Annotated in this window: 9 protein-coding genes and 4 tRNA genes; 11 read left to right on the top strand and 2 right to left on the bottom strand. The window is 44.6% G+C overall.

Annotated features, from left to right (window positions below; all coding sequences use genetic code 11):
- Nucleotides 1-109 precede the first annotated feature (109 nt).
- A complete protein-coding gene (locus tag E0485_RS23545) occupies nt 110-937 on the bottom strand; it encodes a YihY/virulence factor BrkB family protein (protein WP_132420502.1) in 828 nt (275 codons plus the stop codon).
- A 201-nt stretch (nt 938-1,138) separates the two neighbouring features.
- Between E0485_RS23545 and adhE the strand changes: the two genes are divergently transcribed.
- The 11 genes from adhE (at nt 1,139) to glmM (ending at nt 12,527) form a co-directional block, all read left to right on the top strand.
- Nucleotides 1,139-3,757: a bifunctional acetaldehyde-CoA/alcohol dehydrogenase gene (adhE, locus tag E0485_RS23540; RefSeq protein ID WP_132420501.1), complete on the top strand. Its 2,619-nt coding sequence runs from the start codon at nt 1,139-1,141 to the stop codon at nt 3,755-3,757.
- A 231-nt stretch (nt 3,758-3,988) separates the two neighbouring features.
- Nucleotides 3,989-4,063 (top strand) — tRNA-Gly (locus E0485_RS23535).
- 8 nt (nt 4,064-4,071) lie between these two features.
- Nucleotides 4,072-4,148 (top strand) — tRNA-Arg (locus tag E0485_RS23530).
- 7 nt (nt 4,149-4,155) lie between these two features.
- Nucleotides 4,156-4,232 (top strand) — tRNA-Pro (locus E0485_RS23525).
- A gap of 20 nt (nt 4,233-4,252) precedes the next feature.
- Nucleotides 4,253-4,326: transfer RNA gene (locus E0485_RS23520), tRNA-Gly, on the top strand.
- 193 nt (nt 4,327-4,519) lie between these two features.
- Entirely contained in the window at nt 4,520-7,321 is a 2,802-nt protein-coding gene (gene ppc / locus E0485_RS23515) for a phosphoenolpyruvate carboxylase (RefSeq protein WP_132420500.1), read from the top strand.
- Between the two features lie 131 nt (nt 7,322-7,452).
- A complete protein-coding gene (sigW, locus tag E0485_RS23510) occupies nt 7,453-8,034 on the top strand; it encodes an RNA polymerase sigma factor SigW (RefSeq protein ID WP_132420499.1) in 582 nt (193 codons plus the stop codon).
- Nucleotides 8,035-8,116: 82 nt separating this feature from the next.
- Nucleotides 8,117-8,734, top strand: coding sequence for an anti-sigma factor family protein (locus E0485_RS23505; RefSeq protein WP_132420498.1), 618 nt, complete (start codon nt 8,117-8,119; stop codon nt 8,732-8,734).
- A gap of 184 nt (nt 8,735-8,918) precedes the next feature.
- A complete protein-coding gene (gene cdaA, locus E0485_RS23500; RefSeq protein WP_132420497.1) occupies nt 8,919-9,737 on the top strand; it encodes a diadenylate cyclase CdaA in 819 nt (272 codons plus the stop codon).
- Nucleotides 9,730-11,142, top strand: coding sequence for a CdaR family protein (locus tag E0485_RS23495; protein WP_132420496.1), 1,413 nt, complete (start codon nt 9,730-9,732; stop codon nt 11,140-11,142). Before cdaA ends, E0485_RS23495 begins: the two co-directional genes overlap by 8 nt.
- A 38-nt stretch (nt 11,143-11,180) precedes the next feature.
- Nucleotides 11,181-12,527 (top strand): phosphoglucosamine mutase, encoded by a 1,347-nt coding sequence (glmM, locus tag E0485_RS23490; protein WP_132420495.1) that lies wholly within the window; start codon nt 11,181-11,183, stop codon nt 12,525-12,527.
- Between the two features lie 296 nt (nt 12,528-12,823).
- Here the strand turns inward: glmM and E0485_RS23485 are convergent.
- Nucleotides 12,824-13,758, bottom strand: a 935-nt coding sequence (locus tag E0485_RS23485) for an IS3 family transposase (protein WP_132419710.1), incomplete at its 5' end; no start/stop codon positions are given.

The raw sequence follows: 13,758 nt of genomic DNA, 5'->3' as shown, positions 1-13,758 counted from the left end.
GGAATTGGCAGACGCACTAGACTTAGGATCTAGCGGGAAACCGTGGGGGTTCAAGTCCCTCTACGCGCATATAAGAAGAGGTCCCTTGTTGAACAAGGGGCTTCTTTTTTTATATTTGGTTTTTACGCATTTGAGCGATTGCCGCATTTATTTCCCCACCGATAAGCGTAATGATACTGCTGATGTACAGCCAAACGAGCAGAACGATTATCCCTCCTATACTGCCATATATCTTGGTATAATTCCCCCAATTGTTCACATAGTACGCAAACAAGATAGACGTGATTACCCAGCCAAGTGTAGAGAAAGTGGCCCCAGGCAGAGCCTCCCGAAAAGAAATATGATGATTTGGAATCCGACGGAACAAGAACGTGAACACCATGTACATAATGCAGAGCGGAATCAGATATTTGGCCCATGCCCATACAGTTTCGATGTTGGTGGGGGATTGAAGCAGTTTGAATAATTGCTGACCAATCGTATGACCAAACACAACCATGATGAATGACAGTAGAATGGTTGTTCCTAAACCTAATACATAGAGCATAGCAATACCGCGCACCTTCCAAAAAGGTCTAACCTCAGGCGTGTTGTAAGCTTTGTTAAATCCATTAATGATCGCCATAACACCTGATGAGGAGGACCAAATAGTCCCCAGCATACCGAATGAAAGCAAGGTTGTATTGTTGGACTCTAAAACGCCATTAACGAAGTCCTCAATCGTTTCAAAAGCATTGGTAGCGAATATCGGTTTAACGTTCATCAGAATATCTTCGCTCGTTAAAGGAGTATAGCTAATAACGGTCATAATGAAAATTAAAAACGGGAAGATAGACAGGATCAAATAATAGGTCATCTGCGCACTAAGAGCGGCAACGTCATGCGTTTCATATCGATTATATAGATCTTTAATAAGAGGAATAAATTTCAATTTCATGATGTGTCGCTCCAATTCGCATTTTTAGCCCATGGATGAAACAATGCCCCAAAAAGTACTTGAATAATCCAAACGGTCTATACCACTACTATACTCTAAATACGGGTATGGCAAAAAGTTGATCATTTGCATAACGGGTAAGGTCGTCCTTATCTGGTACATACTAGACTGAAAGCAGGAGGGATAATAGGAGGTACAATTATGAACAACAAAACAGGTAATGTTGCTGATGATAAAGTGAATACGGCACATACCGAAGTGGATAAATTGGTTCAAAAAGCGAAAAAGGCTCAGCAGGAATTCATGCATTACAACCAAGACGAAGTGGACCGAATTGTTCAAGCGATGGCATTAGCCGGTATAGATAAGCATATGGCACTTGCCAAGCTCGCAACGGAAGAAACAGGCAGGGGTGTCTATGAGGATAAGATTACAAAAAATATGTTCGCGACCGAATATATTTATCATAGCATTAAGTATGTCAAAACCGTTGGATTGATTGAAGACAATCCGTATGAAGGCTATCAGATGGTTGCAGAGCCTGTAGGGATTATAGCAGGGGTTACGCCCGTGACGAATCCTACCTCGACCACGATGTTCAAAACGCTGATTGCGATCAAAACGAGGAATCCGATTATTTTTGCCTTTCATCCGTCTGCACAGCAAAGCAGCGCCGCCGCTGCTCGTACCTTGTATGAGGCAGCAGTCAAGGCAGGAGCCCCAGAGCATTGCATTCAGTGGGTGGAGCAACCATCATTAGAAGCTACAAGTAAACTGATGAATCACCCAAATGTGGCACTAGTCCTAGCAACAGGTGGTTCTGGGATGGTGAAGGCAGCTTATAGTACGGGGAAACCTGCTCTCGGGGTAGGTCCTGGTAACGTGCCTTGCTTTATTGAGAAAACGGCGGATATTAAGCAAGCAGTAACAGACCTCATTCTCTCCAAAACATTTGATAACGGGATGATCTGCGCTTCAGAACAGGCTGTAATTATTGAAGTGCCGATCTATAAGCAGACAAGGGAATTGATGTCGAAGCTTGGCTGCTATTTTCTCGATGAAGAAGAAACAGAGTTAGTCTCTAAGCTTGTGATTAACTCAGATAAATGCGCAGTAAACGCAGTGATTGTAGGTCAATCTGCTGTAAAAATTGCCGAAATGGCTGGGGTCTCTGTGCCAGAAGGAACCAAAATCCTTGTGGCAGAACTTCAAGGGGTCGGAAATAACTACCCTTTGTCAGCCGAAAAGTTAAGCCCAGTGCTTGCCTGCTATAAGGTCGCAACAGCAGAAGATGGAATAGAAAGAGCAGCCGAGGTTGTAGCATATGGCGGTATGGGACATTCATCCGTTATTCACTCACATGATGACGCCGTAATTCATGCGTTCTCGGACCGTCTACAAACAGGTCGTGTCCTTGTGAATTCACCTTCCACACATGGTGCGATAGGTGACATCTACAATTCGAACTTACCTTCACTAACCTTAGGCTGCGGCTCATATGGAAGCAACTCAACTACTTCTAACGTTACAGCTGTTAACTTGCTTAATATTAAACGTGTAGCGCACAGACAGGTGAATATGCAATGGTTCAAGGTTCCAGATAAAATTTATTTTGAAAAAGGCTCGACACAATATTTAGAAAAAATGCCGAACATCTCGCGCGTCATGATCGTAACGGATGAGATGATGATGAAGCTTGGATACGTCGAGAAGCTGGAATATTATTTGCGGAAGAGACAGACGCCTGTATACATCGAAATATTCTCAGACGTTGAGCCGGACCCTTCAGTAGATACAGTGGATCGGGGCAAAGAAATGATGGATCGGTTCCAGCCAGACTGCATTATCGCGCTTGGCGGCGGTTCACCGATGGACGCAGCTAAAGCGATGTGGCTTTTCTACGAATATCCGGACACCAGCTTTGATAATCTAAAACAGAAGTTCATGGATATTCGTAAACGAATTTATAAATACCCGCGACTCGGCCAAAAAGCAAAATTCGTAGCGATTCCAACGACTTCAGGCACAGGCTCAGAAGTAACATCCTTTGCGGTTATTACGGATAAAAATAAAGGTAATACGAAATATCCGCTCGCAGATTATGAGCTGACCCCTGATGTGGCAATCGTTGACCCTGAATTTGTATTCTCATTGCCGAAGGTGGCGGTTGCGGATACGGGGATGGATGTACTGACGCATGCCATTGAGGCTTATGTATCAGTTATGGCAAGCGATTATACCGATGGATTAGCCATTAAAGCGATTCAGCTTGTTTTTGAGTACTTGGAGCAATCTTATACAACAGGTGATCATCTGGCACGGGAGAAGATGCACAATGCCTCTACGATAGCAGGTATGGCGTTTGCCAATGCATTCCTGGGTATTAATCATAGCTTAGCGCATAAATGGGGCGGTGAGTACCATACGGCGCATGGACGAACGAATGCGATTCTGATGCCGCATGTAATCCGATACAATGCATCGAAACCGTCCAAATTTACTTCATTCCCGAAATATACTCACTTTATTGCGGATCAACGATACGCAGAAATAGCGAAGGTTCTTGGATTGCCTGCGCGGACAACTGAAGAAGGGGTCAATAGTCTTGTTCTTGCGGTACGCAAGATGAACAAGGCACTTGGAATCCCTGAAAGCTTCCAAGAGCTTGGATTTGATGCTAAGGAATTTGAATCCAGAGTGGATTATTTGGCGGATCGTGCATTTGAGGATCAATGTACAACCGCGAATCCAAGATTGCCGTTAGTAACAGAATTAGCGGATGTTTATCGGAATGCGTTCTACGGCAGGTTTGAAGAATAAACCATCAGGAATGCAGATATGTAGGTCAGCCAAACTCGACCAGACTCGTAAGGAGTCTGGTTTTTGCATGTTCGAAATACAGAAAACAAAGGAATCAATACCGTGAATTAATCAGTAATAATTTACCAACAAAATAAATTGATTAAAGTTGTTGCATTTTGTTCTGATATTTGTTATATTATTTCTTGTCGCCGCAAGCTTAACGGTAACGGTGATGAGAGAAATAAATTTGCGGAAGTGGCTCAGCGGTAGAGCATCGCCTTGCCAAGGCGAGGGTCGCGGGTTCGATTCCCGTCTTCCGCTCCATAAATTATGCGCCCTTAGCTCAGCTGGATAGAGCGTTTGACTACGAATCAAAAGGCCGGGAGTTCGAATCTCTCAGGGCGCGCCATTTATGCCGGGATGTAGCTCAGCTTGGTAGAGCACCTGGTTTGGGACCAGGGGGTCGCATGTTCAAATCGTGTCATCCCGACCATCAATAACATAATGGCATATGCGGATGTAGTTCAATGGTAGAACTTTAGCCTTCCAAGCTAATAGCGTGGGTTCGATTCCCATCATCCGCTCCATACATAAACGACAAGCTATCCGAATCGGATAGCTTTTTTTGTATTTTATATGATGAGAATTCTGGTTATAAAATAAGCGTTTACATTTGACATGAAATATTAAACATTTAAAAATAACTACTGTCTTGGTTTATAATGTGGTAAAATATTCGGAAAAGAAAATACGGATACAAATGGATCGGTGGGATAGAGAATGACAGAAAACGGAATGATTAGTCAAAAAACAGTCAATAACAATTTGCTGCGTAGAGATGTGCGTTTTTTGGGGAATATTCTCGGTGAGGTACTCGTCCATCAAGGTGGTAGCGAGTTACTAAGCATTGTTGAGAAGATTCGCGAAATGAGTAAGTCTATGCGCGCTAATTACACCTTTGAGATGTATACCGAATACAAAGAAATTATATCTAAGCTTACTCCTGAAGTGCGTCATCAAGTAATTCGTGCGTTTGCGATTTATTTTCAACTTGTTAATATCGCAGAGCAGAATCATCGCATTCGTCGGAAGCGGGATTATGAACGAACTTCGGGTGACTTAGTGCAACCAGGTTCGATTGAGCATATTATTCAAGAGCTTAAGAGCAATGATACTTCAATTAGTGAAGTGAAAGAAATCTTGTCGAACAGCTCCCTAGAGCTTGTAATGACTGCACACCCAACAGAAGCGATGCGTCGTGCTGTTCTGAACATTCACAGACGTATTGCAGATGATGTAATGGTGCTGGACAACCCAACACTTACATCTCGCGAACGTGAACAGCTGCGTGAGAAGCTGCTAGGTGAAGTGCTTACGCTGTGGCAAACGGACGAGCTTAGGGACCGTAAGCCTACCGTAATCGACGAAGTGAAGAATGGCTTGTTCTACTTTGACGAGACTTTATTCGATGTTCTGCCAGATGTGTATACAGAGCTAGAACGCTGCCTGAAGAAGTATTATCCAGATGAAGCTTGGCATGTGCCTTCATTCCTACGATTCGGTTCATGGATCGGCGGAGATCGTGACGGCAATCCGTCGGTTACATCCAAAGTAACATGGGAAACACTTGAGCTGCACCGCGAGATGGCACTTAAAAAATATGATCGTGCAATCCGAGATTTGTATCACCACACAAGCTTCTCGCTCAATATGATTCAAGTGTCAGATGAACTGCTTCAATCCATTGAACGTGATCGTGAATCCCTGACAACTAACTATGAATCATGGCATTACAAGCCTTGGCATAATGAGAAAGAGCCTTATCGCATTAAGCTGGCTTACATGCTGGAGAAAATTCACAATACAGGACGTACGAATGTCGCTGCTGAACATCGATATAACTCTCCAGATGAGTTCCTAGAGGATTTAAACGTTATTTCACGCAGCTTAAGCAGCCACTTTGCAGATTATGTGGCAGATAAATATATAACGAAGCTAATTCGTCAGGTGGAGCTATTCGGGTTCCATTTAGCGACGCTTGATATTAGACAGCACAGCCAAGAGCATGAATATGCGATGACTGAGATATTAAATAAAATGGGAATCGTATCGGATTATGGTAAGTTGTCGGAGGAGAAGAAGATCGAGACATTAACCTCGATTCTGACGGATTTACGTCCTATCACTTCACCTTATCTCCATTATTCAGAGAGCACGCAAGAAACCATTGAGGTCTACAGAACGATCTATCGCGCACAGAAGGAATTCGGTACACGTTGTATTTCTTCCTATTTGATCTCGATGACTAGAGGCGTAAGTGATATTCTTGAAGTTCTTGTGTTTGCTAAGGAAGCAGGTCTCTACAGTAGAGAAATGAATGGTAAAGTGAATTGCACGATTCAATCCGTTCCGCTATTTGAAACAATTGATGACTTGCATGCAGCTCCTGCCATAATGGGTACTTTATTTGAAATCTCTGCTTATCGAGCATCGATTGACCCTTATAAAGAAATGACCGAGATTATGCTTGGTTATTCAGATAGCAATAAAGACGGTGGCGTAATTACAGCCAACTGGGAATTGCGTACTGCGCTTCGCGATTTGATGGCAGTAGGCAAGAAATACAATGTGAAGCTGAAGTTCTTCCACGGTCGCGGCGGTGCATTAGGTCGTGGTGGTATGCCGCTTAATCGCAGCATTCTAGCTCAGCCAGTCGATGCACTCGGAGCGGGTGTGAAGATTACTGAGCAGGGTGAAGTCTTATCTTCGCGTTACTCCATGAAAGGTATTGCCTATCGTTCTCTAGATCAAGCAACGAATGCGCTGATTGCAGCTTCTAAGTTATCGCGTCAACCGAAGGCAGATCCATCGGATGCATCCTGGGAAACGATCATGAGCGGAATCTCTACACAATCGATGATTAAGTACCAAGATTTGATCTTCCGTGATAAGGACTTCATGGAGTTCTTTAAAGAGTCCACACCACTTCCAGAAATTGGTGAGCTCAATATTGGTTCAAGACCATCCAAACGGAAGAACAGCGATAGCTTTGACGATCTGCGTGCTATTCCTTGGGTATTCTCCTGGACACAGAGCCGTTATCTGATGCCAGCTTGGTATGCGGCAGGTACAGGCATCCAAAGCTACTATCAGGATAAACCAGAGCATATGCAAGTGCTTCAACAAATGTATGCCGAGTGGCCTTTCTTCCAGTCGATGATCGATAACTTGCAGTTGGCGATTGCCAAAGCAGATATGATCATTGCTAAGTTATATGGCTCTATGATGAAAAATGGCTCTATTGCAGAACGTATCTATAACATGATTCGAGAAGAGTACGAGCTTACAGCTAAGCTAATTTTGCAAATTACAGGTCAAAAAGAAATTCTCGATAACGTTCCTGTTATTCAGGAATCGATTCGACTTCGCAATCCATATGTAGATCCGCTCTCTTATATGCAAGTTGAGCTACTTAGGGAACTGCGCGCTCTGCGTGAGGATAATCAAGATGACCAGTCTCTATTGCGCGAGGTGTTGTTAACCATTAACGGAATTGCCGCTGGACTTCGCAATACAGGCTGATCCCCTATTTCTCATCAGGGACAATCGAGCATCTGTATAACAGAAGCTCGATTGTTTTGCGTTTGTGACCTAACGCACTAAGGACGGTTGAACCGTTTCTTCATGTGTGCTCTAGTTTGGAGGAGTAAGAATTGAACTATATGGAAACAAGGCTGGCAAAGCTAGCCCGGAACGGCGATAGACGCGCGTTCGCGGAACTTGTTGAATTATACAAAGATAAAATTTATCATCTTGGCTATCGTATGCTGGGGAATAGACAAGAGGCCGAAGATATTGTTCAGGAAACTTTCATGCGGCTGTATTCCAACTTGCATCGTTATGATGAAAATCAAAAATTCTCCACATGGATTTTCAGGATTGCAGCAAATCTCTGTATCGATCGCTTGCGTAAGCGCAAGGTGACGTATTCACTAGATGCAGAAGTAAACGACGGCGAAGGCAATGATTATTATGCAATGATGTCTAGTGATGAGGACACACCTGAAAAGCAGGTGATTGTCTCAGAGACGCAGCGTCAGATTCGTAAAGTCATCGACAACATGCCAGACAAATATAAATCAATTATCGTGCTGCGTTACTTGCAAGATTTATCCTTGCAGGAGATTAGCGATGTACTTGATATGCCGATTACAACTATCAAAACTAGACTTCATCGTGGCAGGGAGTATTTGCGTAAGAAATTGGAAGCATCAGGCACCCGTAATTATTTGTAAAAAAGAAAAGTGAAACATTGTTGAATCTAAAACGTATGGTATTACACGATGGTTGAGGTATGTTGAAAGGTGTGGCTTAAATATGAATTGCAGAGAGGCCCTTCCTTTAATGCATGAAGTTCTTGATGGGGACGCAACTGCTTCTGAAGCATGGGAATTGCGCAAGCATATGACGGAATGTGAGAGCTGCAGAGAACGTTATCAAAGGCTTGAGTCATCTGAGACATTGGTACGTTCGATGTCAGGCTTCGCGTCTGGCTTTACAGCCCCTTACGGAATGACAGATCGCATTATGGGTAATTTGCCAATTAAAAAAAGCAGCAGCTGGTTCAACTGGATGAAGCGCCATCCAGCCATTTCGGTAGCTGTTATATTTATGTTATTGATGATGGGCAGTCTGTTCTCGACATGGAATGGGGACAAAGAGCTGGTCGTCAAAGGGGTTGACCTGGAAGAGGTTGTGATCAAAGGCAATACCGTTATGATCCCTTCTGGACACACATTAGATGGCAGTCTTGTTGTACAGGGCGGGGAACTGCAAGTCGGAGAAAATGTTAATGTAACGGGTAATATCACGATTATCGATGGTACGTTGAACATGGCTTCCACGGCACATATTGCAGGTCAGATTACCAAAATAGATGAAATGTTTGGATGGCTATGGTATAAGCTAACGAATTTCATAGACGTGATACGTTAACAACATTAGGCTGCAGGCGATTGAATCGTCTTGCAGCCTTTTTGTAAAAATACAATAAAAATGGTGTAATAGTCGTGATAATACTTTGGAATAATAGCTGATTATCGTGAATTATGGTATCATTTAGAAGGAATAGATAGAAATAACCTGAAAGTGTAGTGTAGTTCGTCTGGGGGTCACGTATGTGGAAATAATTGGTGATTTTTCCGTAAGAGACATTATTGATATTTTGATCGTTAGTTATGTGATATATAAGCTTATTCTACTTCTTCGTGGAACTCGTGCTGTTCAGTTCATGAAGGGTATCATCGTGGTCGTCGGCGCATGGGCGCTGTCATACTGGTTCCAGCTCACCACTTTGCAGTGGATGATGAAGCAGATGATCGATACCGGATTGATTGCGATTATAATAATTTTTCAACCAGAATTAAGACGAGCGCTCGAGCAGATTGGACGGGGCAAGCTATTTACTCGGACTTCTTTTGTGGGTGAGGAGCAAAGTACAAATGAACTGATTAATGAAGTGATTCGTGCAGCAAATCACATGTCCAAGAGAAGAATCGGAGCCTTGATTGTATTTGAGAAAGAAACAGGATTGTCTGACTACATAGAGTCTGGCACTTTACTTGAATCCAAAGTATCGGCTGAGCTGTTAATCAATATTTTTACACCGAATACGCCGCTGCATGATGGAGCTGTTATTATCCGTCAGAATATGTTAGTCGCAGCAGCCTGCTATTTGCCTTTATCTGAAAATCCGTTTATTTCGAAGGAGCTTGGAACACGTCATAGAGCTTCTATTGGGATGAGTGAGGTTTCCGACGCCTTATGTATTACCGTTTCAGAAGAAACAGGGCAGATCTCATTAGCCAAAAATGGACATATTGTACGCGATATTAAGGACGAATCTTTAATATCCAAGATGTTTGAAGAATTGAAGCCGCCGAAGACGAAAGAAAAGACATCTTCATTCTGGAAATGGGGGCGTCGTAAACGTGGATAAGTTACTTGGCAATAAAAATTTTGTCGCAGTTCTCGCGCTTTTGATCGGGATTCTTCTATGGCTCGGGGTCAATTTGCAGCAGAAGACGTTCAACGATTATACTTCGACTGCAGAACGCACGCAGCGAATTAAGAATGTGCAGATCGTTCCCAAATACGATAAGAATCAGGTATATATTACGGACATGAATGTCAAAACGGTGGACGTTGTCGTTCGCGGCAAAGAGTCGCAGCTTAATAAAGTAAATACCGAGAAAGCGCATATCGAAGTCGATTTGACCAAAGTCGGCAAAGGGGAGTACAAGCTGCCTCTTGTTGATGTTGGTTTCCCGGTAGATGTCATTGAAATCATTCCTTCGCAAATAACCGTTGTTATCGATGATCTGGCGAAGGTCGAAATGCCAGTTGAGATTGATACGGTAGGCAAGCCTGCTGAAGGTCTTAAGGTTGGCGAGACGGTTGTGAAGCCTAATCGTGTGCATGTGACGCTGCCGACGAGCTGGGTGGATGACAATATCAAGGTTAAAGGGAAAGTGAGTGTCGAAGGCGCCAAAGAGAACATCAATAGCCAGGTGAAACTAGTGGCGGTTGATAAGAACGGGAAGGAACTCGATTTTGCGGTAACACCGAGTGTCGTCGATGTAGAAGTAGCGATAACGAAGCCTTATAAGCAAATACCGCTGCAAATTAAGCTCAGTGGTGAACCGCCTTCGGGCTATGCGATATCGAAAGTGACGCAAAGCGTTGACAAGGTAAGAGTGTTCGGTGAGCAGAGTGTTCTCGATGCACTGGAGTTTTATGAAGGGCCTCAGATTAATGTGCAAGGACTAACAGAGACGAAAGAATATACGGTTGAACTGCCGCTCAAAAATAAAATCTCGTTAGTTGATCCTGCCAAAGTCACCGTGAAGGTAGAAATTACGCCTTCGATTACGAAAACAGTCGATAATATTGGCATTAAGACAATCGGTTTGAATGATGGATTTACGACCAAAATCATTTCACCTGATGGTGGCAAGATCAGCTTGCCAGTTGAAGGTACGCCTGATCGAATTACGACCATACAGAGCAAAGATGTGCAGGCGATTATTGACGTCACGAATTTACCTGCTGGGGTTCACGATGTTCCTGTGAGCTTTAATCTACCGCCATACATTAAGAATATTCAGCAGCAGGAAATGAGAGTGACGGTGGAGATATTATCTAAACAATCTGTTGATGGCGCAACTGAAGTGGGCGGTAAGCCAGATCCAGGGGATAAATCACCACCTGATAATGGTACCGAGCATCCGAACCAAGGAAATGGGAATGGCAATGGCTCGCCGACGGATAGCAATACTGGAGCTGTTGCCAGTCCGAACCCTAATGGAACATCAACAGGGCAAGGAAATAAATCAAGTCCTTAGACCAAACAACTAACAAGATAAAGATAGGGGAATCTTATATGGGGAAATATTTTGGAACTGACGGGGTGCGTGGGGTTGCTAATACAGAGTTAACTCCTGAATTAGCATTTAAAATCGGAAGATGTGGCGGTTACGTATTGACAAGAGAGGCACACAAGCCTAAGGTGCTGATCGGACTTGATACACGTGTATCAGGTACGATGCTTGAAGCTGCGCTTGCCGCAGGTTTAACTTCGATCGGCGCGGATGTAGTACGACTCGGCGTTGTCAGCACGCCGGCAGTCGCTTATCTCACCCGCACAAGTGGAGCGGATGCGGGGGTAATGATCTCTGCGTCCCATAATCCCGTTCAAGATAACGGGATTAAGTTCTTCGGACGCGATGGGTTTAAGCTGCTCGATGAGACAGAGCTTGAAATCGAGCGCTTGTTAGATGCCGAGGTGGATACGTTACCTCGGCCGACAGGCGGCGAGCTGGGCAGCATCCGTGATGATCTGCAAGCGAGCGAGCGCTACGTCGACTTCGTGAAGTCGACGCTAGACGCTGGCACCACGTTCGCAGGCATGCGCGTGGTGCTCGATTGTGCCAACGGCGCTGCGTATGAGCTAGCGCCGCGTATCTTCCGCGAGCTAGGCGCGGAAGTGGTGCTTATGGGCGCCCAGCCTGACGGGCGCAATATCAATGCAGGATGCGGATCGACGCATCCTGAGGGGCTGCAGGCCGCTGTGGTGGCGCAAGGCGCCCACATCGGCCTCGCGTTCGACGGCGATGCCGATAGGCTCATCGCCGTGGACGAGACAGGCGCCGAGGTTGACGGCGACTATATTCTTGCGATATGCGGCGATGCGATGAATCGCGCAGGTAAGCTTGCACACAGCACGATTGTGACAACGGTGATGGCGAATATCGGCTTCTTCAAAGGTATCGAAGCAGTCGGCCTTAAAGCGGACAAAACAGCCGTAGGTGATCGCTACGTGATGGAAGAAATGCGCCGTGGCGGATACAATCTTGGCGGCGAGCAGTCTGGTCATGTGATTTTCCTTGACCATGGCACGACTGGTGACGGTATTCTATCCGGGGTTCAGCTTCTTCAAACTCTCGTACAATCTGGACGCAAGCTAAGTGAGCTTAAGCAAATCATGCGTAAATTCCCGCAAGTTCTGGTGAACGTACGCGTAGCAGATAAGTCGAAGCTAGAAGGCAATAGCGAAGTAGAGCGCGTCATCCGTGAGGTTGAAGCCGAGCTTGGCGATAATGGTCGCGTACTTGTACGCCCATCAGGTACGGAATCTCTGATCCGCGTCATGGCAGAAGGCCCAGATAAAGAGCAAGTCGAGTCTTTCGTTAACCGTATTGCCCAAGTTGTTGAAGAGCAATTGCGCTAAGCTTTTGCGTGATAAGTTAATGAACTATGCCCCGCGGAAGCGGGGCTTTTTGCTTTGTATCGAAACTTAACGATCTGTGACACTGAGAAATGCCTTCGCCTTTAAAGACATTTGGTGGGGCCAGTAGTTACCTTTCGTAATCCATATTTGGCACATTATCAGGTGAGAAATGCTGGAATAGGGGCAGATGGGGCCATCTATTACCTCTCAGAGGTAAATTATTAATCGAAAAGTGCCAGGAACGGTTCAACCCCCTAAAATTGGACATTTACCAAGGTTTTAATTGGTCTGTCTCACTATAGGGCGATTTTTTGAGGGATTATCTTCCCTTCATGCACCAACCGAAGATAGTCCTTTGGTGGCCAGTCTTTAAGACTGCCATGAACGCGATCGTTATTGTAATAACGAATAAAACGATCCACTTCCTTAAAGGCTTCTTCGTAAGTTTCAAAACAGTTACGTAGGTAACATTCTTTCTCGATGATACTATGGTAGGACTCGATAAATGAGTTTTTGTTAGGCGTGTGAACTGGAATGCGCTCATGCTCAATACCAGCTAGTTCACAATAGGCGTAGAAAGCCTTGCTCACGAACTGTGGGCCGTTATCTGTACGTATAACTAGCTTGGTTTCTTGCCCGTGAATATTTCGTTTTAGAATGGCTTTCTGTACGATTTGCAGAATATCCTGTGTGCTACAAGCCTTACCCCGATGGTGAGCAACAATATTTCGATCGAATACATCAAGGATGCTCGCTAAATAGAAATGCCGACGTTTACCAGCTACGTATCCATATTTAATATCCATTTGCCACACTTGATTCGGTCCAGTAACGACGCGGTTATTGGCTACCTTTTTGGGTACAGCGTTTGTTATTTCACGTTGTGGGGCCAGTACACCCAGCTCTTTGCATAGCCGATATACTTTCTTCTTATTAATGACAAGGCGGTATTTTCGGCGTAATAAGATTGTGAGCTTGCGGTAACCAAAAGCTGCGTTAGGACCTTTAATAAGACGGCGTAGAATCCCTTTAATGCGTGCGTCTAAAACAACAGCACCATTCTGATCCAAGGAGTAACCTGGAATAGGGCGACCACTGCCTGTAGATGGCTGACGTTCTGGATGACACAGACGATAATAGTAAGTAGAACGAGGAACGTTACAGATACGCAGCACCGTACGAACAGGATAGCCCTTTTGAATCCAAAGGGAGGCTATTTCCAGTCGGGATG

The sequence above is a fragment of the Paenibacillus albiflavus genome (assembly GCF_004344915.1).
Lineage (GTDB): Bacteria > Bacillota > Bacilli > Paenibacillales > NBRC-103111 > Paenibacillus_AM > Paenibacillus_AM albiflavus.
The sequence above is the reverse complement of the archived record's forward strand: the minus strand, read 5'-3'. Positions and strand labels throughout refer to the sequence as shown.

Bases quoted from the DNA above. Each gene is read 5' to 3' on its own strand.
- E0485_RS23545 (WP_132420502.1), bottom strand. From the start codon at position 937: ATGAAATTGAAATTTATTCCTCTTATTAAAGATCTATATAATCGATAT.
- adhE (WP_132420501.1), top strand. From the start codon at position 1,139: ATGAACAACAAAACAGGTAATGTTGCTGATGATAAAGTGAATACGGCA.
- ppc (WP_132420500.1), top strand. From the start codon at position 4,520: ATGACAGAAAACGGAATGATTAGTCAAAAAACAGTCAATAACAATTTG.
- E0485_RS23505 (WP_132420498.1), top strand. From the start codon at position 8,117: ATGAATTGCAGAGAGGCCCTTCCTTTAATGCATGAAGTTCTTGATGGG.
- glmM (WP_132420495.1), top strand. From the start codon at position 11,181: ATGGGGAAATATTTTGGAACTGACGGGGTGCGTGGGGTTGCTAATACA.